The sequence below is a fragment of the Mesorhizobium sp. LjNodule214 genome (assembly GCF_964252735.1).
Lineage (GTDB): Bacteria > Pseudomonadota > Alphaproteobacteria > Rhizobiales > Rhizobiaceae > Mesorhizobium.
The window spans coordinates 1,326,522-1,352,118 of record NZ_CAXUPE020000001.1 but is presented as its reverse complement, the minus strand read 5'-3'; the positions used below and the strand labels follow the sequence as shown (position 1 = coordinate 1,352,118).

The 25,597-nt window shown below is 64.2% G+C and carries 26 protein-coding genes; 16 read left to right on the top strand and 10 right to left on the bottom strand.

Features of this window, described 5'->3' with window-relative positions; all coding sequences use genetic code 11:
- The first annotated feature begins 63 nt into the window (after positions 1 to 63).
- The 12 genes from ACSQ3Z_RS06540 (at position 64) to dhaK (ending at position 10,435) form a co-directional block, all read left to right on the top strand.
- Positions 64 to 1,011 carry a carbohydrate ABC transporter permease gene (locus ACSQ3Z_RS06540; RefSeq protein WP_436171849.1) on the top strand — a complete coding sequence of 316 codons (948 nt, stop codon included), beginning with the start codon at positions 64 to 66 and terminating at the stop codon, positions 1,009 to 1,011.
- Positions 1,008 to 1,958, top strand: a complete 951-nt coding sequence (locus ACSQ3Z_RS06535) for a carbohydrate ABC transporter permease (protein WP_120012003.1) — start codon at positions 1,008 to 1,010, stop codon at positions 1,956 to 1,958. Before ACSQ3Z_RS06540 ends, ACSQ3Z_RS06535 begins: the two co-directional genes overlap by 4 nt.
- Positions 1,955 to 2,161 (top strand): hypothetical protein, encoded by a 207-nt coding sequence (locus tag ACSQ3Z_RS06530; protein WP_436170518.1) that lies wholly within the window; start codon positions 1,955 to 1,957, stop codon positions 2,159 to 2,161. Before ACSQ3Z_RS06535 ends, ACSQ3Z_RS06530 begins: the two co-directional genes overlap by 4 nt.
- Positions 2,162 to 2,164: 3 nt before the next feature.
- Entirely contained in the window at positions 2,165 to 3,277 is a 1,113-nt protein-coding gene (locus tag ACSQ3Z_RS06525) for an ABC transporter ATP-binding protein (RefSeq protein ID WP_436170517.1), read from the top strand.
- Positions 3,270 to 4,283: an ABC transporter ATP-binding protein gene (locus ACSQ3Z_RS06520; protein ID WP_436170516.1), complete on the top strand. Its 1,014-nt coding sequence runs from the start codon at positions 3,270 to 3,272 to the stop codon at positions 4,281 to 4,283. Before ACSQ3Z_RS06525 ends, ACSQ3Z_RS06520 begins: the two co-directional genes overlap by 8 nt.
- Before the next feature lie 82 nt (positions 4,284 to 4,365).
- Positions 4,366 to 6,009 (top strand): dihydroxyacetone kinase subunit DhaK, encoded by a 1,644-nt coding sequence (locus ACSQ3Z_RS06515; RefSeq protein WP_436170515.1) that lies wholly within the window; start codon positions 4,366 to 4,368, stop codon positions 6,007 to 6,009.
- A 76-nt stretch (positions 6,010 to 6,085) separates the two neighbouring features.
- Positions 6,086 to 6,688, top strand: a complete 603-nt coding sequence (dhaL, locus tag ACSQ3Z_RS06510) for a dihydroxyacetone kinase subunit DhaL (protein ID WP_436170514.1) — start codon at positions 6,086 to 6,088, stop codon at positions 6,686 to 6,688.
- Positions 6,685 to 7,074 (top strand): dihydroxyacetone kinase phosphoryl donor subunit DhaM, encoded by a 390-nt coding sequence (dhaM, locus tag ACSQ3Z_RS06505; protein ID WP_436170513.1) that lies wholly within the window; start codon positions 6,685 to 6,687, stop codon positions 7,072 to 7,074. Before dhaL ends, dhaM begins: the two co-directional genes overlap by 4 nt.
- Positions 7,075 to 7,093: 19 nt before the next feature.
- Entirely contained in the window at positions 7,094 to 7,396 is a 303-nt protein-coding gene (locus tag ACSQ3Z_RS06500; RefSeq protein ID WP_436170512.1) for an HPr family phosphocarrier protein, read from the top strand.
- Positions 7,380 to 8,981, top strand: coding sequence for a phosphoenolpyruvate--protein phosphotransferase (ptsP, locus tag ACSQ3Z_RS06495; RefSeq protein ID WP_436170511.1), 1,602 nt, complete (start codon positions 7,380 to 7,382; stop codon positions 8,979 to 8,981). The genes ACSQ3Z_RS06500 and ptsP overlap by 17 nt, the downstream gene beginning before the upstream one ends.
- Positions 8,982 to 8,989: 8 nt before the next feature.
- Positions 8,990 to 9,415, top strand: a complete 426-nt coding sequence (locus tag ACSQ3Z_RS06490; protein ID WP_436170510.1) for a hypothetical protein — start codon at positions 8,990 to 8,992, stop codon at positions 9,413 to 9,415.
- A gap of 33 nt (positions 9,416 to 9,448) precedes the next feature.
- On the top strand, positions 9,449 to 10,435 hold the full coding sequence (gene dhaK / locus ACSQ3Z_RS06485) for a dihydroxyacetone kinase subunit DhaK (RefSeq protein ID WP_436170509.1): 987 nt from the start codon (positions 9,449 to 9,451) through the stop codon (positions 10,433 to 10,435).
- 44 nt (positions 10,436 to 10,479) lie between these two features.
- Here dhaK and ACSQ3Z_RS06480 read toward each other — a convergent pair whose 3' ends face one another.
- Entirely contained in the window at positions 10,480 to 10,575 is a 96-nt protein-coding gene (locus tag ACSQ3Z_RS06480; protein ID WP_436170508.1) for a putative RiPP precursor, read from the bottom strand.
- 157 nt (positions 10,576 to 10,732) lie between these two features.
- On the opposite strand from ACSQ3Z_RS06480, the gene ACSQ3Z_RS06475 reads away from it, so the two are divergent.
- Positions 10,733 to 11,752 (top strand): nucleotidyltransferase family protein, encoded by a 1,020-nt coding sequence (locus tag ACSQ3Z_RS06475; RefSeq protein WP_436170507.1) that lies wholly within the window; start codon positions 10,733 to 10,735, stop codon positions 11,750 to 11,752.
- Positions 11,753 to 11,785: 33 nt separating this feature from the next.
- Here ACSQ3Z_RS06475 and ACSQ3Z_RS06470 read toward each other — a convergent pair whose 3' ends face one another.
- From ACSQ3Z_RS06470 to ACSQ3Z_RS06455, 4 genes are all read right to left on the bottom strand, one after another.
- Positions 11,786 to 12,772, bottom strand: a complete 987-nt coding sequence (locus ACSQ3Z_RS06470; RefSeq protein WP_436170506.1) for a serine kinase — start codon at positions 12,770 to 12,772, stop codon at positions 11,786 to 11,788.
- Positions 12,769 to 13,194 (bottom strand): lasso peptide biosynthesis B2 protein, encoded by a 426-nt coding sequence (locus ACSQ3Z_RS06465; RefSeq protein WP_436170505.1) that lies wholly within the window; start codon positions 13,192 to 13,194, stop codon positions 12,769 to 12,771. The genes ACSQ3Z_RS06470 and ACSQ3Z_RS06465 overlap by 4 nt, the downstream gene beginning before the upstream one ends.
- The gene (locus ACSQ3Z_RS06460) at positions 13,194 to 13,481 is read right to left on the bottom strand and encodes a PqqD family protein (RefSeq protein ID WP_436170504.1); all 288 of its coding nucleotides are present in this window, start codon (positions 13,479 to 13,481) and stop codon (positions 13,194 to 13,196) included. Before ACSQ3Z_RS06460 ends, ACSQ3Z_RS06465 begins: the two co-directional genes overlap by 1 nt.
- 522 nt (positions 13,482 to 14,003) lie before the next feature.
- Positions 14,004 to 14,810, bottom strand: coding sequence for a DUF2259 domain-containing protein (locus ACSQ3Z_RS06455; RefSeq protein WP_436170503.1), 807 nt, complete (start codon positions 14,808 to 14,810; stop codon positions 14,004 to 14,006).
- Between the two features lie 197 nt (positions 14,811 to 15,007).
- Here ACSQ3Z_RS06455 and ACSQ3Z_RS06450 point away from each other — a divergent pair, with 197 nt between their 5' ends.
- The 3 genes from ACSQ3Z_RS06450 (at position 15,008) to ACSQ3Z_RS06440 (ending at position 19,043) form a co-directional block, all read left to right on the top strand.
- Complete coding sequence (locus tag ACSQ3Z_RS06450) at positions 15,008 to 16,915, top strand: propionyl-CoA synthetase (protein ID WP_436170502.1); 1,908 nt, start codon at positions 15,008 to 15,010, stop codon at positions 16,913 to 16,915.
- A 130-nt stretch (positions 16,916 to 17,045) separates the two neighbouring features.
- Positions 17,046 to 18,125, top strand: coding sequence for an acyltransferase family protein (locus tag ACSQ3Z_RS06445; RefSeq protein WP_436170501.1), 1,080 nt, complete (start codon positions 17,046 to 17,048; stop codon positions 18,123 to 18,125).
- 153 nt (positions 18,126 to 18,278) lie between these two features.
- Positions 18,279 to 19,043, top strand: coding sequence for a metallophosphoesterase family protein (locus tag ACSQ3Z_RS06440; RefSeq protein ID WP_436170500.1), 765 nt, complete (start codon positions 18,279 to 18,281; stop codon positions 19,041 to 19,043).
- Positions 19,044 to 19,141: 98 nt separating this feature from the next.
- Here the strand turns inward: ACSQ3Z_RS06440 and ACSQ3Z_RS06435 are convergent, their stop codons facing one another.
- The 5 genes from ACSQ3Z_RS06435 to ACSQ3Z_RS06415 all read right to left on the bottom strand — a co-directional run bounded on the left by ACSQ3Z_RS06435 (position 19,142) and on the right by ACSQ3Z_RS06415 (position 25,581).
- The gene (locus tag ACSQ3Z_RS06435; protein WP_436170499.1) at positions 19,142 to 21,526 is read right to left on the bottom strand and encodes a polysaccharide biosynthesis tyrosine autokinase; all 2,385 of its coding nucleotides are present in this window, start codon (positions 21,524 to 21,526) and stop codon (positions 19,142 to 19,144) included.
- A gap of 167 nt (positions 21,527 to 21,693) precedes the next feature.
- Positions 21,694 to 22,590, bottom strand: a complete 897-nt coding sequence (locus ACSQ3Z_RS06430; protein ID WP_436170498.1) for a UTP--glucose-1-phosphate uridylyltransferase — start codon at positions 22,588 to 22,590, stop codon at positions 21,694 to 21,696.
- 72 nt (positions 22,591 to 22,662) lie between these two features.
- Positions 22,663 to 23,613, bottom strand: a complete 951-nt coding sequence (locus ACSQ3Z_RS06425; protein WP_436170497.1) for a glycosyltransferase family 2 protein — start codon at positions 23,611 to 23,613, stop codon at positions 22,663 to 22,665.
- Positions 23,603 to 24,550, bottom strand: coding sequence for a glycosyltransferase (locus ACSQ3Z_RS06420; RefSeq protein WP_436170496.1), 948 nt, complete (start codon positions 24,548 to 24,550; stop codon positions 23,603 to 23,605). Before ACSQ3Z_RS06420 ends, ACSQ3Z_RS06425 begins: the two co-directional genes overlap by 11 nt.
- Positions 24,550 to 25,581, bottom strand: a complete 1,032-nt coding sequence (locus ACSQ3Z_RS06415; protein ID WP_436170495.1) for a glycosyltransferase family 2 protein — start codon at positions 25,579 to 25,581, stop codon at positions 24,550 to 24,552. Before ACSQ3Z_RS06415 ends, ACSQ3Z_RS06420 begins: the two co-directional genes overlap by 1 nt.
- Between the last annotated feature and the right edge of the window lie 16 nt (positions 25,582 to 25,597).

The window sequence follows — 25,597 nt, the reverse complement described above, 5'->3', positions numbered from 1 at the left end:
CACGGGACGCAGTTCAGATAAATTCCATTGTCGAGACTTAAAGTGACCGAAGCAGGACTCACCATGCTCAATCGGACTGCGGACAGCGTTGCCCGGGCCACGCCTGAGCCGTTGGCCCGCCGAGTCCGGGGCATCAGCGACAAAGGCCTCGCCTGGCTGTTCATCTCGCCGACGATCCTGTTGCTGCTCGCCATCAACATCTTCCCGCTGTTCTGGGCGATCTACCTGTCCTTCACCAACTACCGGGCCAACCGCCCGAATGAGGTGGTGAAGAATCTCGGTCTCGCCAATTACAGGCGCATTCTCGGCGACCAGGACATCTGGATCGCCATGCAGACGACGGCGCATTTCGTGTTCTGGACCATCCTTTTGCAGACGCTGATCGGCTTTGCACTGGCCTGGCTGATCGACCGCAAATTCCGCGGCCATGCCTTCTGGACGACGATCATCCTGGTGCCGATGATGCTGTCGCCGGCGGTGGTCGGCAATTTCTGGCGCTTCCTCTACGAGCCGCAGATCGGCCTGTTCGCCTACGCCATCTCGTTCGTATCGGGCATTCCGCCGACGAACATCCAGATGCTCTCCAACGTCTCGCTGGCGCCGTGGTCGATCATCATCGTCGACACCTGGATGTGGACGCCCTACGTGATGCTGATCTGCCTCGCCGGCCTGCGCTCGATCCCCGAATACATCTATGAGGCCGCCGAGGTCGACCGCGCCTCCAACTGGCGGCAGTTCTGGTCGATCACGCTGCCGATGGCGCTGCCCTTCATCATGCTGGCGGTGCTGTTTCGCGGCATCGAGAATTTCAAGATGTTCGACATGGTCAATCTCTTGACCGGCGGCGGACCGGGCTCGACCACCGAGGTCGCTTCGATCACGCTGAAGCGGCAGGCCTTCGAAAGTTGGCGCACCGGCTATTCCTCGGCCTTCGCCATCATCCTGTTCGTCGCGGTGTTCGGGCTGGCCAACATCTACGTCAAGGCGCTGAACAAGGTGAAGCAGAGATGAGCCTGACCACAGCCCATTCCGTCGTCGCACCTTCGGCAAACGCGAAGCTCATCGCCGGCACGATCATCGTCGCCTATGCGCTGATCTCGATCGTGCCGCTGCTGTGGATCTTCGCCACCAGCTTCAAGACGCCGCCGGACTCGATCGCCTATCCGCCGAAGGTCGTGTTCCAGCCGAGCATCGAGGGCTATTGCAATCTGTTCACGACCCGCACCAGGCAGACGCCGGAATACATCAACTCGCTCGGACCGGCGACCGGCTTCTGCGACGAGACGGTGCGCAAGCGCAACATGGTGATCGCCGGCCCGTCGAACTTCCTGCCGCGCTTCGTCAACTCGCTGATCATCGCCTTCGGCTCGACCTTCTGCGCGGTGTTCCTCGGCACGCTGTCGGCCTACGGCTTCTCGCGCTTCAAGGTGCCTTTGGCCGACGACCTTCTGTTCTTCATCCTGTCGACGCGCATGATGCCGCCGATCGCGGTCGCGATCCCGATCTATCTGATGTACCGCGAGCTCGGCCTCTCCGACACCGCGCTCGGCATGATCCTGCTCTACACGGCGGTCAACGTGTCGCTCGCGGTGTGGCTGCTGAAAGGCTTCATCGACGAGATCCCGCGCGAATATGAGGAAGCGGCAATGATCGACGGCTATACGCGGCTGCAGGCCTTCTGGCGCACGGTGCTGCCGCAGGCGACAACCGGCATTGCGGCGACCGCCATCTTCTGCCTGATCTTTGCCTGGAACGAGTATGCGTTTGCAGCGCTCCTGACGTCCGGCACGGCGCAGACCGCACCGCCCTTCATCCCGACCATCATCGGCGAAGGCGGCCAGGACTGGCCGGCGGTGGCCGCCGGCACGACGATCTTCCTGGTGCCGATCCTGGTCTTCACCATCCTGCTTCGCAAGCAATTGCTGCGCGGCATCACCTTCGGCGCGGTGCGCAAATGAGCCTGACCCAACCGACGAAACGCAAATCGCGCTGGCCTGCCTGGGCCCGGCGCGGACTGATGGAAAACATCGCCACCGCGATCATCGCCATCGGCTTCCTGATGCTGTTCCAACCCTTCGCGCTGTCGCTCTACACCTATTCCTTCATCACCATGCTTTTCGGCACGGCGATGTTCATCGTCGTCTCGAAGTTCCCGGAGTAGACGATGGCCGAAATCCGCGTCCAGAATTTGAGGAAAGCCTTCGGCGATTTCGTCGCCGTGCAGGATTCCAGCTTTGTCGTCGAGGATGGCGAGTTCTTCGTCATGCTCGGGCCGTCGGGCTGCGGCAAGACGACGACCTTGCGCATGATCGCCGGGCTGGAATTGCCGACCGGCGGCAACATCCTGCTTGGTGGCGAGGACGTCACCATGCGACGCGCCCGCGAGCGCGACATCGCTTTCGTCTTCCAGCTGTTCGCGCTCTATCCGCACATGAATGTGCGCAAGAACATCGGCTTTCCGCTGCTGGCGCAGGGAATGCCTTCCGCTGAAATCCGCACCAGGGTCGAAGAGACGGCGAAGCTGCTGCGCATCGACCATTTGCTCAACAAATCCGTCTCCGGCCTTGCCGGCGGCGACCGCCAGCGCGTCGCGCTCGGCCGCGCCATCGTGCGCCGGCCAAAGTGCTTCCTCATGGACGAGCCGCTGGGGACCCTTGATACTGAATTCCGCGATTTGATGGTCCATGAACTGCGCGAGCTGCACAACCGCATCCATGCCACCACGGTCTATGTCACCCACGACCAGATGGAAGCCATGTCGATGGCCGACAAGATCGCGGTGATGAACCATGGCGTCATCGAGCAGTTCGGCACGCCGCGTGAGATCTACGATCGTCCCGCAACCATGTTCGTCGCCGATTTCATCGGTTCGCCGCCGATGAATTTTCTGGCATTTGACGGTGGACTGGCAAGGGGCGCGAAGGAGATCATCGTGCAAGGCGCCAAGGTGGCGGTGCCGGAGGTGCGCGAGGATGTCGCGCCCGCCGACATGGCGCTCGGCATCCGTCCCGAACACATCCGCTTCGACGATGGCTCGAAGCTGCGCGGCGCCATCTACGGCACCGAATATCTCGGCACCACGCAGATCGTCGCGGTGGAGACCGCGGACGGCATTATCAAGGCACGGGTGCCGGCCGAAATCCGGCTCGCCGCGGGCGACCATGTCGGCCTTTCGCTGAACAGCGCGCGGCTGTCGCTGTTCGACAAAGGGTCAGGGCGCGCGGTCAGAACCGCGATCCATGACTCGGCCTCCCAGGGGAGAGCGCAGCATGGCTGACGTGCACATCAGAAACGTGAGCAAGAGCTTCGGCGAGCAGCTTGCCGTGAGCGGTCTCGACCTGCACATCGCCGACGGTGAATTCGTCGTGCTGCTCGGACCGACCGGCGCCGGCAAGACGACGACGCTGCGGCTGATCGCCGGGCTGGAACGGCCGGATGCCGGCACGATCTACATCGGCGGCCATAATGCCACGGCGCTGTCGCCGGCCGAGCGCGACACCGCCTTCGTCTTCCAGCAATACTCGCTCTATCCGCATCTGTCGGTCTACGACAACCTTGCCTTCCCGCTGCGTTCGCCGGCGCGAAAGATGCCGGAGGATCAGATCCGCCGCCGCGTCGAGGACGTGGCCAGGATGGTGCGCATCCACCACAAGCTCTCCAACCGGTCGACGAAACTCTCGGGCGGCGAGATGCAGCGCGTCGCCATCGGCCGGGCGCTGGTGCGCAAGCCGGCAATCTATCTGATGGACGAGCCGCTATCGTCGCTCGACGCCAAGCTGCGCGGCGATCTCCGGCTCGAGCTGAAGCGCATCCAGGCCGAGCTCGGCGCCACCATGCTCTACGTCACCCACGACCAGATCGAGGCAATGACCATGGCCGACCGCATCGGCATCCTCGCCGATGGCGTTCTGGTGCAGATCGGCACGCCGCGCACGATCTATTCGGAGCCGGCAAACCTTCATGTCGCGGCACGGCTTGGCCAGCCGGCGATCAATCTGTTGCCGGCGGGGCTGCTGCCGGACGGCGGCGCCCCGGCCGGAACCAAGACCATCGGTGCTCGCACCGAGCATCTTTCGATCGACAAGGCGGCGAATGGCCATGTCGACGGCGTCGTTGACTGGGTCGAGCATCTGGGCGATCAGAACCATCTGCATGTGACGGTCGGGGCCAAAAGACTGGTGACGTTGACCGACCCCGACACGTCTTTCGAAAAGGGCGACAAGGTCACGATCCGCTACCGGGCGCCGCTTTATTTCGGTGCGGACGGGCAGAGGCTGATGTGAGCGGTTCGAAGTGTTCTCCATCCGGGACCTTGCAACGCCGGATTTCTGATTGACTGACGTGGCACGGGACGGGACGAATTCGATGAAGCACTTTTTCAACCGCAGGGACTCGATCGTCACCGAAGCGCTGGACGGTTTGCTCAGGACAATCGGCGCCGGCGATTTGGCGCGTCTCGACGGCTATCCCGAGATAAAGGTCATCCTGCGCGCCGACTGGGACAAGACGAAGGTGAGTGTCGTGTCGGGTGGCGGCGCCGGCCATGAACCCTCGCATGCCGGCTTTGTCGGCAAGGGCATGCTGACCGCCGCGGTTTCGGGCGAGATCTTCGCCTCGCCGAGCGTGGAAGCGGTGCTGGCGGCCATTCGCGCCGTCACAGGCCCTGCCGGCTGCCTGCTCATCGTCAAGAACTATACCGGCGATCGCCTCAATTTCGGCCTGGCCGCCGAGAAGGCGCGCGCCGAAGGTTTTCGCGTCGAGATGGTCATCGTCGCCGACGACATCGCGCTGCCCGACATCGCCCAGCCGCGCGGTGTCGCCGGCACCTTATTCGTGCACAAGATCGCCGGGCACCTGTCGGAGACCGGCCATGATCTGACGGCGGTCGCGGCGGCGGCGCGCACTGCGGCCGCCGATATCGTTTCGCTCGGCATCTCGCTCTCGTCCTGCTCGATCCCGGGTCAGCCGCACGAGGAAAGACTGGGGGCCGACGACGGCGAGCTCGGCCTCGGCATTCACGGCGAGCCGGGCGTCGAACGCATTGCCGTGCAGAGTGCCGAGAAGCTGGTCGCGATCATGGTGGAGCGCATCGCCGCGCGGCTCGATCCCGCAGCCGATTATGCGTTGCTGATCAACAATCTCGGCTCCGTACCACCGCTCGAGATGGCGCTTGTCGCCAATGCCGTGCTTGCCTCGCCGCTGGCGGCACGGGTGGCGCTTACCGTCGGGCCAGGGCCGTTGATGACGGCGCTCAACATGAACGGCTTTTCGCTGTCGCTGATCCGTCTCGATACGGGACGCGAGGCGGCCCTGCGGGCGCCGGTGGCGCCGCACGCCTGGATGCCGGCGCGAGCCGTTCGTGCGCCGGTGATCGTGCCGGTGGCAAGTGCACCTGTTCGGCACGCCGCCAGGGATGCCAGCAAGGACGCGCACACCGAGCGCCTTGTCGTCACCATCTGCGAGCGGCTGATCTCGCTTGAAGCGACATTGAACGCACTGGATGCCAAGGCAGGAGACGGCGACACCGGCTCGACAGTGGCGACCGGCGCGCGCAGCGTGCTCGACCGGCTTGGCACCCTGCCGCTCGCCGACCCTGCCGCGACTCTTGGCGAGGTGGGCGATATTCTGAGCAAGTCCATGGGCGGCTCCAGCGGGGTGCTGCTGTCGATCTTCTTCACCGCCGCGGCACAGGCGCTGGAGGGCGGCGCCAGCGTGAGCAAGGCGCTGCTTGCCGGCCTTGACCGGATGACTTTTTACGGTGGCGCCAGGCCAGGCGACCGCACCATGATCGATGCTCTGGAGCCCGCCCTGAAAGCATTCGACACCGGCGGCCTGGAAGACGCCGCGGCGGCGGCGCTGCGGGGCGCCGAGGCCACTGCCGCCATGCGCAAGGCCAAGGCCGGACGGTCCGCTTATGTCGGCAGCCAGCTCTACGGCGTCGTCGACCCCGGCGCCTGTGCCGTAGCCGAAGTCTTCGCGGCCGCAGCCGCCTTGCTTGCGGCGGCCTGACAGGAAGGCGATGCTGCACATGTCGGGCACGTATCCTTTCCACACTGCCGACCGAGCAGGAGCCGGGAGCATGACAATGGCGGCATCGGATCTATCCAGGTTGATCGCAGCAGTGGCGGACACGATCGCGGCGCATGCCGACGAGCTGACCGCGCTCGACCAGGCGATCGGCGACGGCGACCATGGGCTGAATATGAAGCGCGGCTTCGAGGCGGTGCGTACCGAGACCGAGGCGTTCGCGGCAAAGCCGTTGCCGGAAGCGCTGAAGGCGATCGGCACCAAGCTGGTGATGACCGTCGGCGGTGCTTCCGGACCACTGTTCGGCACTCTGTTCATGGCGCTGGGCAAGGAGATTTCGGCCGAGCCGGACCGTGCCATGCTGACCGCGGCCTTCGGCAAGGCCATCGAAGCCGTGGCCGCGCGCGGCAAGTCGCAAACCGGACAAAAAACCATGCTCGACGTGCTGCAGCCGGTGCATGAGGCGCTGGCCGAGAGAAAGACAGCGGCTCAGATCGTCGCCGTTGCCGACAAGGCGGCGCAAGCCACGGTGCCGATGAAGGCCTTGCGCGGGCGCGCCTCGTTCCTCGGCGACCGCTCGATCGGCCATATGGACGCCGGGGCGCGCTCCACCGCACTGCTGGTACGGGCGGTGGCCGAGACAATCGAGAGGCACGCATGAGCAATGTCGGCATTGTCATCGTATCGCATTCGCCGCTGGTCGCCCAAGGCACGGCGGACATGGTGCGCCAGATGGTCGGCGACGAAGTGCCGCTTGCATGGTGCGGCGGAAACGGCCATGGCGGGCTGGGAACCAGCGTCGAGGCGATCATGGGCGCGATCGAAAAGGCCTGGTCGGAAGCGGGTGTGGCCATTCTCGTCGATCTCGGCGGCGCCGAGACCAACTCGGAGATGGCGGTGGAGATGATCGGTGAGCCGCGCGCGCAGAAGATCGTCGTCTGCAACGCACCAATCGTCGAAGGCGCGGTGATGGCCGCGACCGAGGCGTCCGGCGGCGCCTCGCTCAAGGAAGTAGTGGCGACGGCGCACGAATTGTCGCCGTCGTGAAACAGGAATTTTGACAAGCATGTCCGCATCCACCGAAGCCACCGTCCTGATCACCCACGCGGTCGGTCTGCACGCGCGCCCTTCGGTGAAGTTCACCAAGCTCGCCAAGACGTTTGCAGCCGAGGTCGAGGTGGCGCTCGCCGCCAACGGGCCGTGGTTCGACGCCAAGAGCATCGTCAAGGTGATGGCGGCCAAGGCGCCGAAAGGCACGCTGCTGCATATCCGGGCCAAAGGGGACGGCGCCGGAGAGGCGGTCGGGGCGCTGGTCGAGCTGGTTCGGCGCGATTTCGACGAGGGCGCGGACCATGCCCGAACCGCTTAGGCTGCAGGGGATTTCCGCCTCGGCCGGCTACGCCGAGGGGCCGCTGTTCAGTCTCGACCGCACCGCCTCGCACTACACCGTCAAGGCGACCGTAGCTGATGAAAGGGCGGCGCTGGAGACAGCAATCGGCATGGCGACAAGGCGGCTTGGCGGCCTGATCGAGACCGCCGACAACGAGGCCGCCGGGATCCTCGAATTCCAGATCGCCATGCTGGAAGACGACGCGCTGAGCGGCCCGGCTTTTGCGGCGATCGCCTCCGGTCAACCTGCCGATGCGGCATGGCGACAGGCACTGGATACCGAAATCGCCGGCTACGAGACTTCCGACCAGGACTATTTCCGGGCGCGCGCCGCCGACCTGCGCGATATCAGGGACCAAGTGCTGCGCGCTTTGACCGAGGACGACGAGAGCGCGGCACCTGCCGGCGCCATCTTCTATGGCGAGGACATCGCGCCGACACGCTTTCTCGAAACCGACTGGAGCTCTGGCGGCGGCATCGCGCTGAAAGCCGGAAGTGCCGCCAGCCATGTCGCCATGCTGGCGCGCTCGCGCGGCGTGCCGATGGTTGTCGGGCTTGGGGCGGCAGGGCCAAGCGCTTCGCCGGCCAATCCCGTCGGCGTGGCCCTGCTCGACGCCGAGCATGGCGGCATTGTGCTGTCGCCGTCGGCGGCCGAGATCGAGGCGTTCCGCCGGTCGTCGTCGTCCTTCGCGGCACGCCGCGACAAGGCGGAAACCTATCTGGCGCGGCCGGCAGTGACGAAGGCCGGCACGGCTGTGCGGGTTCAGGTCAACATCGCCGATCCGTCCGACGTCGACGGCATCGATATCGCCACCTGCGACGGCGTCGGGCTGATGCGCACCGAGTTCCTGTTTGGCAAGACATTGCCGGACGAGGAGACGCAGTACCGTGCCTATCGCAAGGTGCTGGAATGGGCCGGAGAAAAACCGGTGACCATCCGCACCGTCGATGCCGGCGGCGACAAGCCGGTGCCGGGCTTCACGGTCGAGGAAGGCAACCCGTTCCTCGGCTTGCGCGGCATCAGGCTGTCGCTGGCGCGGCCCGAAATCCTCCGCGTGCAGATGCGGGCATTGCTGCGCGCCGCCGTCCACGGCAATCTGAAGGTGATGTTTCCGATGATTGCCGTCACTGACGAATATACGCGCGCCGCAGCCCTGTTCACGGAGGAGCAGGCCGGGCTTGCCGCGCGCGGTGTCGCGCACAAAATGCCGCCGCTCGGCATCATGGTCGAGGTGCCGTCCGTGGCGATCGCGCCCGAGGCGTTCGCCGATGTCGCCTTCTTCTCGATCGGTTCGAACGATTTGACGCAATATGTGATGGCGGCGGCGCGCGACAATGCTTCGGTCGCGCATCTGAATTCGGTCAGGCATCCGGCCGTGCTCCGGCTGATCGCCTCGGTCGTGGCCTTCGGCGAGGAGCGGAGAATACCGGTCAGCCTGTGCGGCGATGCCGGCGGCGACCCGGCATCGATCCCGGCGCTGCTCGAAGCCGGCCTGCGCGATCTCTCGGTGGCGCAGGCTCAACTCGCCATGGCCAAGGCGGCCATCGCGGACGTAACCGTCTAGGCGCCGGCATGGTCGACAAGACACCTGAACCCGGTTCGGAAGAAGCGATCCGCGCCTACAAGACGATCCTGTCGCATGTCATCGACCAGCGCCCGTCCGGCATGCGCCAGCGCCTTGCCGATGCGCTCGGCAAGCATCGCAGCTTCGTCACCCAGATCTCCAGCCCGGCCTATTCGATCCCGATCCCATCGAAACATTTGCCGGCTATCTTTTCCGTCTGCCACTTCAGTCAGGCCGAGCGCGACCAGTTTCTCACCGCTTACCACCAGGCGCATCCAGGCAAGATGTCGGTGGCATCGGGTCTGCGCAAGACTCGGCATGTGTCGCTGATCGTTCCCGATTTCGGCGACGACAAGCAGAACGCGGCGCTCGACCGTGCAATCAACGATTTCATCCAGAAGATCACCAGCATCGCCGGCAAGGGCAGCGGCTGACCGTCCTAAGCAAAAGTGTGTCGGGAGGACACCATGAAGAAATTCCTGAATTCGGTGGACACGATGCTGACCGAAAGCCTCGATGGCTTCGTCGCCGCCCATGCCGACATCCTTGTGCTGGGCGAGGAGCACAAATTCGTCCGCCGCAAGGTGCTGAAGCCGGGCAAGGTGGGGCTGATCTCGGGCGGCGGCTCGGGCCACGAACCGTTGCATGGCGGGCTGGTCGGGCACGGCATGCTGGATGCCGCCTGCCCCGGCCAGGTGTTCACCTCGCCGACGCCGGACCAGATGCTGGCGGCGGCGCAGGCCGTCGACACCGGCGCCGGCTGCCTGTTCATCGTCAAGAACTATGAAGGCGACGTGATGAATTTCGACATGGCGGCCGAAATGTCGGAGGGCGTCATGCAGGTGGTGACCAATGACGACGTCGCGGTCGAGAATTCGTCCTACACGACCGGCAGGCGCGGCGTCGCCGGCACGCTGGTGGTCGAGAAGATCCTCGGCGCGGCGGCGGAGCAAGGCATGGGGCTGGAAGCGCTGAAGGCACTGGGCGAACGCGTCAATGGCGCGGCGCGTTCGATGGGCGTGGCCTTGACCAGCTGCACGGTACCGGCGGCAGGCAAACCGACCTTCGATATCGGCGATGGCGAGATGGAGTTCGGTGTCGGTATCCATGGCGAGCCCGGCAGGCGACGCGATGCCTTGAAGAGCGCCGATGCCATAGCCGAGGAGATTTGTACCGCGATTCTGGGCGATCTCGGCGACCAGGCGAAAGGCTCGGCGCTGTTGTTCGTCAACGGCTTCGGCGGCACGCCGCTGATGGAGCTTTACCTGATGTACAACAGCGCCCGGACAATTTTCGAGAAGCACGGGGTGACAGTGACCCGCTCGCTGGTCGGATCCTATGTCACATCACTCGACATGGCCGGCTGCTCGATCACGCTGACCATGCTCGACGCCGAGACGACCGCATTGTGGGACGCGCCCGTGCATACAGCTGCGCTGCGCCGGGGAATGTAGCCCGCACCGCGACGGTCTGTCAGGCGGCCGTCAAAATCCTTGGATCAGAGTACCGGGCCTGAGCTGCCGTTACCCGCCGTGACGCTGGACAATCTGCCGGCCTTGCACAGCACCGGCGCCACATACTTCTTCTTGGTCATCCGAATAACCTCCGATTCTGCGCCAAGAATGGAGGATGACCCTTGGCCACGTCAATTCTGGCGCCAGTTTCGGCACCGCCGCACTGGTTTCCGTGGTGCTTTTCTGCAACCATATTCGCAACATTGTCTTCCAATGCGCAAAACGCCGACAGGGTTGATGCTGCCACCACTTGCGCCCGCCGATGAAAATCTGCTGCTGAACTATGCGGACCCGGAGGCTCGAACGGCCGAGGTTCCGACAGCTAAAACTTTGTTGGCCCTGCTGGCCAATGCCGAATTTCACGGCGTGCTGCCGATCATGCTGCGCAAACTGCAGGAGTGCGGCGACGCGCATATGCCTCGGGATGCCGGCTTGCAGGAGACGCTATCCGATCTGCGCCAGAAGTCGACGTTGATCACCGGACAATCGATGCTGCTGCAATACCATGGCGACCGCATCATGAAGGCGCTCGCCGCGGACAAGATCCCGGCGCGGATCGTCAAGGGTCCGGTCTTTGCGCGAAAGCTGTACCGCAATGTCGTCGACCGCCCCTTTACCGACATAGACATCCTGGTCGAGCCGGCCCGTCTCAACGACGCCAACCGGGTGATCGCGGCATCCGGTTTCCGGCTGTGCAGCGGCGAAGTCCAGTCGCAAGATCTGCAGGAGTTCAAATGGCTGGAGAAGGAGAATTCCAGCCTGCTGGTCGAGCTGCATGGCAATCTGGTGCATGATTCCGGCATGCGGCGTCGGCTGTCGCTGGGATTCAAGGAACTGCACGCGATCGACGGTGATGAAACCGACACGCCGGCCGCCCTGCTCACCATCGCCATCGTCCACGCTTCGGGCGGACACAAGTTCCACCGGCTGCAGCTTTGCGTCGACGTGCTGCAAGGGGTGCGGGCGCTGCAGACGCCTGATGCGGAAGCACGCCTGCTCGAGGCGGCGCGCATGACCGGGATCGAGCTTGAACTGGCGACCGTGCTCGATGTGACCGGCCGGCTGTTCGACGCGCCCCGCGCACTCGAACTCGCCAACCGGATCAGGCCCGATCTCGGCATCCGGCTCGCCAGATGGCTGATCACCAGGGATACGCTGCTCGGCGTCAATTCAAGGGACAGGATGCGTTCGCGCCTGCGACGCGATGCCTTCCGCTGGGTCCAGAGATTGGCGAAGCCAAGGCCATATCGCGCCTGACCCCGAACAAGCCCGGTCAGCCGATCCCGGCCTTCAGCCGGCTAACGCCGAGCGGATCAAGGATGCCGCGTCGGCCGGTTGTGCGCCCACCTCCAGGGTAAAGGTCGGAACCGTCGATACCAGCCTGGCGATCGTCGCCAGCCGGCGCTTCTGCAGCGGCAGCAGGCCGGTCATGCCGGTCCTGACATTGTCAGCGGCCAGCGCCACCATGGCATCGGTCCTGGCTATCGCAACCAGCCGGTTCTGGCCATCGGCCGAGCGTGCAAGATGGAAGAGTGCGGCGACCGGCCGGGCACCGGGGCCTTCGACGCGGATGAACTTGCCGAGGTGCTCGAGCGAAACGGCCTGTTCGCCATTGCGGTCCCAGGAGGGACCGAGGCAGGGCCCGACGAGCGGGACCAGCTCGGCCGTCCTGCGGTGGATCTTCACATGGCGCGGCAGGCCCCAGGCGACGGCCTTGTCTGACGCCACATTCAGGATCATGGCATCGTCGGAGCAAAGGCCGAAGCCCTGCGAAGCCAGAGCGAGCGATGTCGTCGTCTTGCCGGTGCCGCTGGGCGCATGGATGAGAACCAGGGCATCGCTGTCAGGCAGCGTCAGGCCGGCCGTGTGCAGCATATGCTGGCCGCCGGCATCGAGCGCGGCGTCGAGGACCAGCATCCAGAGCGTCCAGGCAATCTTGGCATCCGGGCGGACGTGGATTTCGGCCCGACGCTCGCCGGCATGGATCGAGACTGTCTGGCGGCCGGGGAAAATCAGATGGACGATGTCGCCGCCGTCGATCATGCGGCAATGGCCGTCCTCGGGCACCTCGCCGTCAAAGGCGAGTGTCCCGTCCGGCGTCTCGGGCAGTGAAAGCGTCTCGACGACGCTGACGTGAAAACCCGGCTCTACCGGACTGGTGATGCGCAAGGTGCCGAGCATGCGGTCCAACTCCCGCCACAGTTCGGCGCGTTCGGCCGAGACACCGATGACCTGTCCGTCAAGGGCATAGCAGGCATCTGCGGCCGAGCCGCTCAAGCGGTTTTGCCCTCGGCGTGGTGACGATAGATCTCCACCATGCCGGGCAGGCTGTCGCTGACCACCGGCCGGCCGTCGAGGCAGACCCAGCAATGCGCCGACATGCGTGGCGCATGCATCGATTTCGGGTCGACGCCGAAGCGCAGATCCGGGTCGAAGCCGGCAAGGCGCAGGAACCGATGCGCTAGCAGGCCTTCCCTGAGACACCTGCGGTCGCGCATCAGCCAGGGATGCCTGACCGTGCGGTTGACGCTGGCGACGATGTAGGAGGAGGGCAGGCCGAGATAGGGGGTCGGCGCGCTGAGCGGCGCCCATTTCAGCACGGTCTCGAAATCGCGCTGGCCGATCAGCACCGGCATCAGCCGCGCGCTGGCCCATAGATGGGCACGAAACAGCGCGCGCAGGAACGGTCCGTCAGCCATCACGCCCCCGGATCGGCGAGGATACCTTCCGTCACCAGTTCGGCGGCCAGGGCCGCCATGTCCTGATCGAGCATATCCTTGTCGACCTCGAACTCGTCGGACAGCAGATCGACGATCTGGTCGAGGCTGCGCGCGCCGTCGACCTTGTCGAGAAAAGCTTCGGTGGTGCCGTTGCAGGTATAGAGCTGGCCGCTGCGCGCCAGAAGCACGACGGCGCCGTCGCCGACATGCTGCACCGAGGCGTCGTCCGCCAGCCGCAGAACCATTTCAGAAGCGATTTCGACCATGGGCCCTCCCCAGACCATGTACATTAGCTGGAGAGCAATTAGCGCGGCAGCGCGGTGCTGTCTATCGTCGGGCCGCTTCTATCGTGAAGCGGGCTTCTTGCGTCAGCTACCTGCTGGCAACCGTAGCCGCCACGTTCGACAGTTTCTCGCGCTTGGTCAACACAGGCTTTTCGTAAGTTTTCTTCATTGGAACCCCCAAATTCATCGATCATTGTACGTGCCGATCAATGGCAGGCCTTGTCAAGCCGGCGAAGCAACGCAGCCGAGAGTTGCTTTTGTTCCCCAAGGTAAGCTAAAAGTTGCCGGGGGCCTAGGGAGTAGTTAGTATGCGTTACAATTGGGAACGGGCGCCGACAGCGTTCGAGCGTCATCGGAAGGCGCTGGCGGCGGCGATATTGATAGCCGGGGGCGTCGGCCTGATGCTGGCGGCATTGCCGCTCTAACCGCTGATACCATCGACCGACACGAACGCCTCCGGGGCGCATGAGAGCTTGCGGACTGCCTGCCGCAGGCCGGGCCGGGTCAGCGTGCCTGGCCGGTCACGGCGATGAAGCGGCGGTCGCGCCCTTCAAAGCCTTGGCTGAAACGCTGCACGAGCACGGCAAGCACGGCCGGCTTGCCGTCGGGGGTGAATTCATAGGCTTCCGACAGGCTGTAGGAGGTCGGACAGTTCCTTGACCCAGGGACAGTCTTGTCCTCGTGCAGGAGCTTGAACGGCTTGCCGTCCTGGCCCTGCAGCGACAGGCGGAAACCGAGGGCTTTTCCTGCCGTATCCCGCGTCTCGTCGAAACTGACCGAACAATCCGTCGTGCTCCCGGCCAGGATCTGGTCGAGCTGGATGGTCGAGATGGCAAGCTCGTCATAGATCGGCGACAGCCATTTCTGCGCGACCTGTTCGAGGCGCGCGATGTCGTTGTAGGCGACCATGTCCTCAGGAAAGGTGAACTTGTCGAAGGCCATCCGTTCGCCGCGCGGCGCGATGGCATATTTGGCAAGGATGGGTGCGGCTTGCGCGGCAGCCTGCGCCCGCGCTTGTTCGAGGGTCAGCGTCGCATCCTCCGTTTCGTCAACGATGAGAATGGGCTTGCCGCCGACGAACTGATCGGTGCGGGTGTCGATGATGTCGATCTCCGAATAGCCTGAATCGGAGGCGCCGGCGTCGAGCTGGCCGTACTGCTCGAAGGCGAAGTAGGTGCCGTCGGGCGAGAAGCCGATGATGCGCCTCGCCGCCGCGTCGCCGGGATGGGCGGTTCCGGCGAAGACTACCAGTGCGGTACTGATCGCCGCTGCAAACAGCGGCCGGATGACGAATTGCCAATGGCGTTGCATTTTCTTCCCCTCGTATCACCGGGCAGCAGCCGCGGAGCCAAACGTTGTTTGCCGCAGCATCGTCATCCCCCGAGACCATGGTGCCGGATATCCCTCTCCAAGGCGAGATCGGACATTGATGAAATTCCGGGAAGACATGGTTTCGAAAAACGGCATAGGCTAATGCAAGACGGCAAATTTTCCTGGGAGGAAGTTGGATGGCGTCACGCTACCATGAAGTCTACGAAGGCTGGAAACGCGACCCGGAACAATTCTGGGCCGAGGCGGCCAAGGCGAACGACTGGTATTCGCCCCCTGACAGCGTCTTCGATGCAGAAGCCGGCGTTTACGGCCGCTGGTTCAATGGCGCCACCTGCAACACCTGCTTCAATGCCGTCGACCGTCACGTGGCGGGTGGCCGCGCCGACCAGATCGCGCTGATCCACGACAGCGCGATCACCGGCACGGTCAGGAAATTCACTTATGCCGAACTGAAGCGCGAAGTGGTCGCGCTGACTTCGGTGCTGAAGAATCGCGGCATCCGCAAGGGCGACCGCGTCATCATCTACATGCCGATGGTGCCGGAAGCGGCCTTCGCCATGCTTGCCTGCGCGCGCATCGGCGCCGTGCATTCGGTCGTCTTCGGTGGATTTGCCTCGCACGAACTTGCCACTCGCATCGACGACGCCAGGCCGAAGCTGATTATTTCCGCTTCCTGCGGCCTGGAGCCCGGGCGGACCGTCGCCTACAAGCCGCTGCTCGACACCGCGATCGAGCTTTCCCGGCACAAGCCGGAAGCCTGCCTGATCCTGCAGCGCGAGCAGCTGCGCTGCGAACTGAAGGACCATTACGACATCGACTATGCCGACGCCGTTGCCCGCGAGCGCGCGGCGGGCGCCAATGTCGATTGCGTCCCGGTGCTTGCCACCGATCCGCTCTACATCATCTACACGTCAGGCACGACCGGCCAGCCGAAGGGCATCGTGCGCGACAATGGCGGCCACATGGTCGCGCTGAAATGGACGATGGAAAACGAGTTCGGCGTGAAGCCGGGCGAGGTGTTCTGGGCGGCATCCGATGTCGGCTGGGTGGTCGGCCATTCCTACATCGTCTACGGCCCGCTGCTGCATGGCTCGACCAGCATCCTGTTCGAGGGCAAGCCGATCGGCACGCCGGATGCCGGCACCTATTGGCGGGTCATTGCCGAGCATGGCGTGGTCGCGCTGTTCACCGCGCCGACCGCCTTCCGCGCCATCAAGGGCCAGGATCCGCGCGGCGAATTCGTGCCGAAATACGATCTGTCGAATTTCCGCACGCTGTTCCTCGCCGGCGAACGCGCCGACCCGGAAACCATCAAATGGGCGGAGCAGAAACTGAACGTGCCGGTGATCGACCATTGGTGGCAGACCGAGACCGGCTCGCCGATGACCATCAACCCGGCCGGGCTCGGGCTGCTGCCGGTGAAATACGGCTCACCCGGTGTGCCGATGCCCGGCTATGACATCCGCGTGCTCGACGATGCCGGCCATGAGGTACCACGCGGCACTCTGGGCAATGTCGTGGTCAAGCTGCCGCTGCCGGCCGGCTGCCTGCCGACGCTGTGGAATGCCGACGCCCGTTTCCGGCAGGCCTATCTCGAAGAATTCCCCGGCTTCTACAAGACGGCCGACGCCGGCATGATGGACGAGGACGGCTATCTGTTCGTCATGGCCCGCACCGACGACATCATCAACGTCGCCGGCCATCGGCTGTCGACCGGCGCCATGGAGGAGGTGTTATCGGCGCATCCCGACGTTGCCGAATGCGCCGTCATCGGCATCGCCGATCAGATGAAGGGCCAGGTTCCGCTCGGCTTTGTCGTTTTGAATGCGGGCGTCGCGCGCGACACCGGCGCCATCGAAAGCGAGGTCGTCTCGCTGGTGCGCGAACGGATCGGCCCGGTCGCCGCCTTCAAGACGGTGGTGACGATCAAGCGCCTGCCCAAGACGCGTTCCGGCAAGATCCTGCGCGGCACGATGCAGAAGATCGCCGACAAGGAAGAATGGACGATGCCGGCGACCATCGACGACCCAGCCATCCTTGACGAGATCACCGCGGCACTGAAGGGGCGCGGCATAGGCCTGTAGGCCGCCTTCAGCCCGCTGCAAGCGGGTGACGCAGGGTGAATTCACGAATTTGTCCCGCATTGCAATCGTCTGTTGTGCATTGCAGCAACAGACCTTAAGGTTTGCCTGGGGGGCCACCCGATGATACGGCATGGCTCAGCAAAAGACTACATTTGGCGGCGTCGACATCTTGCGGTTTCTCGCCGCTGTCCTCGTGATGTTCTACCACTACGGCTACTGGGTTTGGGCATTCCCCGGCGGTGTTTCGGCACGCGCCACTGGCGGCATCCCGGCGCACCCGGAAATGGACTTCCTAGGCTCCGGCTGGGTCGGCGTGCAGGTGTTCTTCGTCATCAGCGGCTTCGTCATCGCCTTCAGCGCCGAGAATTCGACGCCGTTGCGGTTCTTCGAGGCAAGGGTGAAGCGCCTGGCGCCGGCGGTATGGGTATGCGCGCCGATCACCGCGGCGGTGTTGCTTCTGGTCGACCTCAGCTGGCCGACGGATGCTGTGATCCGGCTCGTTCGCACCGGCCTGTTCGTTCCCTTCGATCCGTGGGTCGACAGCGTCTACTGGACGCTCGGCATCGAAATCGCTTTCTATACCGTGGTCTGGACCTTGCTGCGGCTCGGCCGCTTCGACGTGATGGAAACCGTGGCCATCGCGATCGGGCTGATCAGCACGTTCTTCTGGTGCCTCTATTATCCCCTCGATTTGTCCGACCTCGCCGAGACGCGCTGGCTCCAGCTTGCGCTGGTGCATCACGGCTGCTTTTTCGCCGTCGGCGTGATGCTGTGGCTGATGCGGTTCAAGGCGGTGACGGGAACACGCCTCGGTTTCTCCGCGCTGTTCCTGGCCGGCGGCGTGCTGCAGATCGCAAGCTCGGTCGACGTGCACAGCATCAAGGTCGAAGCCGCGATGCCCTATGCGCCGCCGATCCTCATCTTCCTGGTCGCCACGGGACTGATGGCATGGTCGCTGCGGCTTAACCTGTCCTGGCGCGGCTGGCGCCGGATCGGGCTGATGACCTACCCGCTCTACCTCATCCATGACGTCGTCGGCGCCGCCATGCTCGGCGCCCTGGTCCGCGCCGGGGTGCCGTACCTTCTGTCGATCGCAGCTGTCGGCGCGACCATGATCGCCGCGAGCTGGCTGGTAGCGATAGAGGCCGAACCGCGCATAAGGCTGCTGCTTGACCATACCGTCTTCCGCTACAGGCTCAGGACGGCATAAACGCCGCTCCCAGCACTTATTTACCAAGACAGGGCCTGCTCCTCACCGGTATGGAATTTCCGGCGCCAAGCATGGTATCGAGGTTTCATGCGTGCCCCCGTGTGTCATGCTCCCTAACGCAGAAAAACCTGTGCGAGCACCGAGCCTCAATCCGTGAGCCTGTTCCAGCGATCGAGAAAGCCGCGTGCCGCGCCGCGCGAACGGCTGCAGATGGATATGCAGGATACGGTCGTCTATGCGATCGGCGACGTGCATGGGTGCTACAACGAACTGCGTTCGCTGGAGCAAAAGATCCTGCTCGATGCGCTGCCCTTCCGCGGGCGCAAGATCATCATCATGCTTGGCGACTATGTCGATCGCGGGCCGCAGTCCAAACGCGTGCTCGACCATCTCACGGCGCCGCCGCCGAGGGGCTTCCTGCGCGTCTGCCTAGCGGGAAACCACGAGGTGGCGATGCTGAACTATCTCGACGGCTATCTTCCGCGAGAACCCTGGCTGGCGACGGGCGGACTGGAGACGCTGTTTTCCTACGGGGTCGATGCGCAGCATCTAGGCAATCTCTACAGTTCGAGCGAAGCGGTCGACCGGCGTATCCGCGAGGTCATTCCCGCCAGCCATGTCAGCTTCATGCGCGCGCTGCCGGTCATGGTCTGCTCGAGGAAATTCGTCTTCGTCCATGCCGGCATCAGGCCCGGCATCGATCTCGCCGACCAGGACGAAGACGACCTGCTCAGCATCCGCGCGGACTTCTTCGACGCCGTCCATCTGCTCGACCGATGGGTGGTGCACGGGCATACGATCGTGGACGTGCCCAGGCTCGACGGGCGCCGGCTCGGCATCGACACCGGCGCCTTTCAGAGCGGACGGCTGACCGCCGTCAGGATAGCTGGCAGGTACGGCAAGCTGCTATTTTCCTAGAGCGGTTCGGCTTTTCATAAAACCGCTGACCCGCTCTAAGTATTTGTTTTTACGCAATTCCGGACGGAAAACCGCTACGCACTTTTCCTGGAATTGCCCTAGGCGGCCGCCCTGGTGCGCGTTTCCGACTTGTCCAGATAGTAGGTCGAATATTTGTCGAAGAACTTCTCGGATCCGCCGAGCGATCCGTATTTGGCCAGCTTCTTCAGATCGACCTTGTTCAGCACCGCGCCGACGATCTTGTTGGCGACGTATGGCTCGGATTCCAACATCGAGCGCACCACTGCGCGTGGCGTGCGGCCCCATTCGGTGACCAGCACGAAACCGTCGGCCAGCGGAGCGAAGGCCTTGGCGTCGACTACGGGACCGAGCGGCGGCAGATCGACGACGATGTACTCGAACGTCTCCTTGGCGTTCTCGATGAAGCGCCGCATGCCGGCCGAGGAGAGAAGCTCGCTGGTGTGCGAGAACTGGCCGCGCAGGACGGCCGGGATGATCGCCAGCTTCGTCTGCCGGTCGACCTTGCCGACCGACTGCCAGGTCTGGCCGCTGACGACAGCTTCCATCAGCCCTTGTTCGGTTTCCATGCCGAGGCTGCGGCTGAGACCGGGATTGCGCAAATCGCCGTCGATGAGCAGCGTCTTGGCGCCATTGGCGGCAAGCAATCCGGCCAGATTGGCCGCGACCGTCGACTTGCCCTCGCCGGGCAGCAGCGAGATCACGCCGATGACCTTGCTGCCTTGCCCTTCCATGACGACGTCGAAGGCGATCTTGGCGTTGCGCAGCGTTTCGGCGAACATCGAGGCCGGAGCGTCGATGCTGACCCGCATGCGCGCCCGTTTCTCGGCGGCCGACAGGCTGGCGATCTTGGCATCGGCCTGGACATCGTCCGGCTTGGCGTCCTTGCCGGGTTTGCCGCCACCGATCGTCGGCAGATAGCCGAGGAATTTGAGGCCGACGCGATCGCGAATGTCCTCGCCGGTTCTGAAGAACCGTTCGTTGAACTCGTTCAAGCCGCCAAATCCAGCCCCCAACAACACGCCAAGCACGAGCGTAAGCGCCAGCACCTTGGATGTGCGCGGGCCTACCGCCGACAGCGGCATTGTCGCATCGGAGATGATGCGGACCTTGCCGACCGGGAAGGATTGCTGCTGGGAGGCTTCCTCATAGCGGCTGAGGAATGTCTGATAGAGCGTGGTGAGCGCCGTCGCCTGCTGGTCGAGATCGCGCAGCTTGACCTGCGACTGGTTGTCGATGGAGCTCTTGCCGGCGGCGGTGGCGATCTTCTCCTTGAGCGCGGTCTCGCGCGCCTGCGCCACCTGATAATCGTTGCGATAGCTTTCGGTCAGTTGCTTCAGCTGTCCGAAGATCTGCGCCGACACATCGGCCTTTTCCTTGGCAAGTGCTACCGCCTGGGGGTGATCCTTGCCGAAATTGGCCTCGACATCCTGCAGCCGCTTGGAGACGGTCAGATAGCGGGTCTTGAGCGTGGCAATGACCGAGCTGGCCGGCTGGTCGCTCGATATCGCGGAGTCCTGGAAAGCATTGTCCGAGCCGCTGTCCACGATGGCCTTGTACTGCTGGTAGCGGGCGCTGGCTCGGGCCGTGTCGGCCTGCGCGACGATGAGCTGGCTGTTCAGGTCGGACAGTTGCTTGTCGCTGATCAGCTGGCCGTCGCTGCCCGCGGACAACCCGTGCTCGGCCCTGAACATCTCGACCGCCAGGGCGGCCTTCTGCGAGCTTTCGCGAAGCTCGGTCAACCGGCCCTGCAGCCAGACCGCCGCCCGCTCGGTGGCGTCGAAGCTCGCATTGAGCTGGTCGGCGAGATAGGCCTCGGAAAAGGCCTTGGTGATTGCGGTCGCGAGCGCCGGGTCCGTCGACTGATAGCCAATGTCGATCACATAGCTGCGGCCGTTGCGCTGCGCCAGCACCTCGCTTTGCAGCTTGAGGATCGCGTAGTCGCGGCGGGCGGTGGCCATCATGGCCTCGCGCGTCGCGGCGTCGACATTTTCGAGGCCAGGGATGTCCGGGCCCGAACTGCCACGGAAATAGCCAACCAGCCCGCGCACAAAGCCGATGCCCTTCGCCAGGGCAGACGTCGGAGGGTTCATGAACTCTTGGTTCTGGTCAAGCTTCAGCTTGTCGACCACCACCGAGGCCAGCCGCGCGGAGGTGAGGATCTCGATCTGGCTGAGCAGAGAGGCATCGGTCTGCATGGTGGCCGACGCCGCCGAGATGTCGTCGACGACCTTGTTCAGGCCTTCGTCGATCAGCACACTGGCAACCGAGATATACTGCTTGGGGGTGGTCTGCAGATAGAGCACGCCCATGAACAGACCGATGATCGCGCACACGGCCACCACCTTGGCCTGCCGGGCAGCCATGCCGAGCAGGCGCTCGATATCGATGAAGTCTTCGCCCTTTTCCGCGTCTGTACCGGGCAAAGGCACCCTCTTGTCGAGAGGAAAGTTGGCATAGTTCATCGTCGGTCCAATTCCAGGTTGCAGGCGCTATCGGCCTTCGAAGGTTGGCGTCGTCACCAGAAAAGACCGCGCAACATTCATGCCAGAAGGCGCTTGGCCGGATCGGCCAAGCGCGGCGGCGTATGTCGCGCCATCATCGATACGCACATACTCCCAAAAAATGGGCATTATGCGGCTTCTTCCCGGCGCTCATGCGACCGGACGAACTCCTGAAGCATTTCGAAGATCGGTCCCTTCATGTCGTCGCGCGCCAGGGCGAATGCGACATTGGCCTGGATGAAACCCTCCTTCGAACCGCAGTCGAACATGCGACCGTTGAAAGGCTGGGCAAAGAAGGCCTGTGACTGCGACAGGCGGACCATGGCGTCGGTCAGCTGGATCTCGTTGCCGGCGCCGCGCTGCTGGTTACCGAGCAGCGCGAAAATCTCGGGCTGCAGTATGTAGCGGCCGTTGATGTAGAAGTTCGACGGCGCATTGGCGGGCGCCGGCTTCTCGACCATGCCGGTCACCTCGAAGCCGCTGCCGACCTCGGCGCCGCGGCCGACGATACCATACTTGCTGGTTTCGCTGGGATCGCAGCGCTCGACTGCAATGACGTTTCCGCCGGTGCGCTGATAGAGGTCGACGGTTTCGGCAAGGCATCCGCGCCCGCCGAAGGACACCATGTCGGGGAGCAGCAGGGCGAAGGGCTCGTCGCCGATGACTTCGCGGGCGCACCACACCGCATGGCCGAGACCCTGCGGCGACTGCTGGCGGATGAAGCTGGTGGCGCCGGCCACCGGAAGCAGGCTTTCCAGCGACTGGAGCTGCGCCTTCTTGCCGGTCTGTTCCAGGGTTCCGATCAGTTCAGGATGCAGGTCGAAATAGTCTTCGATGACTGCCTTGTTGCGGCCGGTGACAAAGACGATGTGCTCGATGCCGGCCTCGAAGGCCTCGTCCACCGCATATTGCACGACAGGCCTGTCGACCACCGGCAGCATTTCCTTGGGCATCGACTTGGTCGCCGGCAGGAACCGCGTTCCCAACCCCGCCACCGGTATGACTGCCTTCCTGACTTTCTTCATTGCAAATTCCTTCTGAGGAGATCGACTTTCAATACCTGCCGGCCACGAAAGTTCCTTCATGTGCCCGCATCTTCACCTCCCCGCCCCCACGGCAAACTGTGCCGCAACCCGTCGCAGCCGGACAGCGATCGGCATGCCCATATGCCTGACCGCTGCCGGATCGCTGAGCGCCGTCCGTATCGCCTTGAGCGGGGACCGCGCCTTGATGTGTTGAACCAGAGACAGGAACGATGCCGCCCGGCGCAAGCTGCGGCTGCGCCTGGCGAATGCGGCCGCGGCCTCCGGGTCCATAGCATGCGTCTCGGCAAAGATCGCATCGGCCTTGCGCATCGCTTCGACATGATGAAGCTCGAGCACGCGGGAAATCGAGCCGCTGCGGATGTGGTAGACGTAGCCGGTCGTCGGTTCGACCACGCATTTGCCGCCCTTGGCCAGGGCGCTGGCCAACAGGATGTAGTCTTCGCCGATGATCAGACCTTCATCGTAGCGAAGGCCGTTCTCGTTGAGGAAACGGCGCTGGAAGATCGGCTTGAGATAACCGAGGTTGAACCGCGATTCGAAAACTATGTTGCCGGCTATGTAATCGGCCAGCGAGATTTCGCTCAGGCTTTCCAGATAGGCGGCCGGGAACATCGTGTCCTCGGCAACGCCGTCCTCGCGCACGACCTGGAGGTTGTCGATCGCGATCTCGGCGCCGGCCTTTTCCGCCCGCGCGATCATGGTGCTGAGCCGGCCGGGATAGACGGCATCGTCGGAATCGAGGACGGCGACCCAGCGGCCGCGAGCAAGCTCGAGGCCGGCATTCCTGGCGCCGCCGGGGCCGCGGTTTTCGGGAAGAGCGACGACGCGCACGATGTCTTGCGGGTAGGACCGCGCCACCTCGAGCGTCCGGTCGCGCGAGGTGTCGTCGACGACGACGACCTCGACGCTGACGTCGCGCTGGGCAATCGCGCTGGCGATCGCCCTGTCGAGGGTCGCCTCGGCGTTGTAGGCGGCGATGACAAAGCTGACGTCAGGCTGCACGCTTGCCCCCTTCCTGTGGCGAGGGCAGTCCATATTGGCGGATTTCTCGAACGCCGACGAGGCCACTTACAACGCCGACATGCATGATGCCGCGCAGCACGCTGCGGTTCCGGCGAACCGGGCTGACCGCCGTCGCGATCGCCATGGCAAAGCAATAGGCCGCCTTTGCCGAGGCGAGGCCGATCTCCCTGGCTCGCCGGACGCCCGTTGCGTTGTTGCCGAGCAGGTGACCATGCGTCTGGCCGAAACGGAAGCGGCGGCGGCGCAGCCAGTCGAATGCGGCCCTGGCGCGCGGCACCACCTCGTCGACAAAGGCCTGCGGCGAAAAGGCGATGCGGCCGCCGGCCTTGACCATGTGATCGAAGAATTCGGTGTCCTCGCCGCCGGTCTGGCCGCGCGCCAGGCTGAAGCGGCGGTCGCGAAGGCTGGCGTCGCTTGTCCTCAGCAGGACGTTGCAGGTGTAGCCGGTGCGGATTTCGCCATGCACCCAGACCGGCAGGGTCGAGTGGAAATCGCCCTTGCGCATCCAGGCCGGCGCATCCGAGCCGTAACGCGCCCGCACCGGGCCGAGCACGGCGGCGGCGCCACTCGCCTCGGCCGTCGCGACCAGTTCGGCGAGCCATTGCGGCGAGGCTGTTTCGTCGTCATCGATGAAGGCGACAAAGTCCGATACGCTTGCGTCGAGACAGGCGTTGCGCGCGACCGAGATGTTGCGCGCGGGAGCATGGCGGTAGCGGACCGGGAGCTTCAATTCCTGCGCCAGCGCCTTGACCAGCGGCTGGGCGCTCGGCGCGTCGTCATTGTCGGCGACGACCACGCCGATTTCGAAGCCAGCCAGTCGGTCCAAGGCGGCGATGGAGCGAAGCGTGTCGGCAAGCTCAGGCCGCCGGAACGTGCAGACGCAGATGTCGACGCTGCCCTTTGTTGCCACGCCCATCACGCCACCCCGTGCTGCGTCTGCGGTCGCGGCTCGAGAAGCTGCAGCCAGAAGCCCATCGACCAGCCCAGATGCATGACCATCGCCGACACCCCGACAAGCGCAAGCGCCATATCGCGCCGCCTGATGGCGGTCACGACGCCATAGAAGATGCAGACCATCGCCCATACAAGGAACGGCAACGCCGCCACCATGTACACGAGACAAAAGGGCGTCAGCAGAACCACGGGAAACACCAGCAGCGGTATCATCTGCCGGACCTTCGGCATCACGCGGTGCTTGAGAACGTTCTTGGCGCGGCCGCGGCCATAGCCGAGATACTGGAAATACAGGCTCTTCAGCGAGGAGCGCGGATAGTAGACCATCTGCGTCCTGCCGCTCATCCAGATCCGGTAGCCGGCCTGGCGAAGCCGGTGGTCGAACTCGGCATCCTCATTGTGGCTGAACGTCTCGTCATAGCCGCCCACCGCCCTGAAGGCCGATATGCGCATCAATGCGTGGTGACCGTGGTCGACCCATTCTCCAGCCGACAAATGCCGGTGCTTGGAGCCGCCAGTGCCGAGCTTCGAGTTCTGCGCCGCGGCAACCGCCTTCTGTACGGCGCCGGTGCCGCTGGTCAGCATCGAGACGACGACCGAATCCGCACCCGTGGCCAGCGCCTCCTCGACCAGCCGGTCGCAGTAGTCCTCGGGATAGCCGCCATGCGCATCGATCCGGATCAGATATTCGGCAGCATCACCGAAGGTGGCCACGGCAAGATTGAGCGCGGCGCTCTGGATGCGCTTGGGGTTATGGAGCAGGACGACGCGCGGATCCTTTGCCGCAACCGCCTGGACGATCCCCAGTGTTCCGTCGGTGCTGCCGCCATCGGCAACGACGATGCGGGCGCCGAGCCGTTCGGCCGCCGGCCGAAGCTGCCTGAGCAGCGCCCCGATATGGGCTGCTTCGTTGAGGCAGGGAATGACGATCAAGTTCGATGGGGGCAGGCTCGATGCGGGCAGGCTCGATGCGGGCATTTCGGTTTGCGTCATCGGCCTCGTCCATCCT

Coding starts and splice junctions, on each gene's coding strand:
- ACSQ3Z_RS06475 (WP_436170507.1), top strand. CDS start 10,733: ATGCTGCCACCACTTGCGCCCGCCGATGAAAATCTGCTGCTGAACTAT.
- ACSQ3Z_RS06480 (WP_436170508.1), bottom strand. CDS start 10,575: ATGACCAAGAAGAAGTATGTGGCGCCGGTGCTGTGCAAGGCCGGCAGA.
- ACSQ3Z_RS06535 (WP_120012003.1), top strand. CDS start 1,008: ATGAGCCTGACCACAGCCCATTCCGTCGTCGCACCTTCGGCAAACGCG.
- ACSQ3Z_RS06540 (WP_436171849.1), top strand. CDS start 64: ATGCTCAATCGGACTGCGGACAGCGTTGCCCGGGCCACGCCTGAGCCG.
- dhaK (WP_436170509.1), top strand. CDS start 9,449: ATGAAGAAATTCCTGAATTCGGTGGACACGATGCTGACCGAAAGCCTC.
- ACSQ3Z_RS06515 (WP_436170515.1), top strand. CDS start 4,366: ATGAAGCACTTTTTCAACCGCAGGGACTCGATCGTCACCGAAGCGCTG.
- ACSQ3Z_RS06430 (WP_436170498.1), bottom strand. CDS start 22,590: ATGAAGAAAGTCAGGAAGGCAGTCATACCGGTGGCGGGGTTGGGAACG.
- ACSQ3Z_RS06445 (WP_436170501.1), top strand. CDS start 17,046: ATGGCTCAGCAAAAGACTACATTTGGCGGCGTCGACATCTTGCGGTTT.
- ACSQ3Z_RS06520 (WP_436170516.1), top strand. CDS start 3,270: ATGGCTGACGTGCACATCAGAAACGTGAGCAAGAGCTTCGGCGAGCAG.
- ACSQ3Z_RS06450 (WP_436170502.1), top strand. CDS start 15,008: ATGGCGTCACGCTACCATGAAGTCTACGAAGGCTGGAAACGCGACCCG.
- ACSQ3Z_RS06435 (WP_436170499.1), bottom strand. CDS start 21,526: ATGAACTATGCCAACTTTCCTCTCGACAAGAGGGTGCCTTTGCCCGGT.
- ACSQ3Z_RS06460 (WP_436170504.1), bottom strand. CDS start 13,481: ATGGTCGAAATCGCTTCTGAAATGGTTCTGCGGCTGGCGGACGACGCC.
- ptsP (WP_436170511.1), top strand. CDS start 7,380: ATGCCCGAACCGCTTAGGCTGCAGGGGATTTCCGCCTCGGCCGGCTAC.
- ACSQ3Z_RS06420 (WP_436170496.1), bottom strand. CDS start 24,550: ATGGGCGTGGCAACAAAGGGCAGCGTCGACATCTGCGTCTGCACGTTC.
- ACSQ3Z_RS06500 (WP_436170512.1), top strand. CDS start 7,094: ATGTCCGCATCCACCGAAGCCACCGTCCTGATCACCCACGCGGTCGGT.
- ACSQ3Z_RS06455 (WP_436170503.1), bottom strand. CDS start 14,810: ATGCAACGCCATTGGCAATTCGTCATCCGGCCGCTGTTTGCAGCGGCG.
- ACSQ3Z_RS06465 (WP_436170505.1), bottom strand. CDS start 13,194: ATGGCTGACGGACCGTTCCTGCGCGCGCTGTTTCGTGCCCATCTATGG.
- ACSQ3Z_RS06525 (WP_436170517.1), top strand. CDS start 2,165: ATGGCCGAAATCCGCGTCCAGAATTTGAGGAAAGCCTTCGGCGATTTC.
- ACSQ3Z_RS06530 (WP_436170518.1), top strand. CDS start 1,955: ATGAGCCTGACCCAACCGACGAAACGCAAATCGCGCTGGCCTGCCTGG.
- dhaL (WP_436170514.1), top strand. CDS start 6,086: ATGGCGGCATCGGATCTATCCAGGTTGATCGCAGCAGTGGCGGACACG.
- dhaM (WP_436170513.1), top strand. CDS start 6,685: ATGAGCAATGTCGGCATTGTCATCGTATCGCATTCGCCGCTGGTCGCC.
- ACSQ3Z_RS06415 (WP_436170495.1), bottom strand. CDS start 25,581: ATGACGCAAACCGAAATGCCCGCATCGAGCCTGCCCGCATCGAGCCTG.
- ACSQ3Z_RS06490 (WP_436170510.1), top strand. CDS start 8,990: ATGGTCGACAAGACACCTGAACCCGGTTCGGAAGAAGCGATCCGCGCC.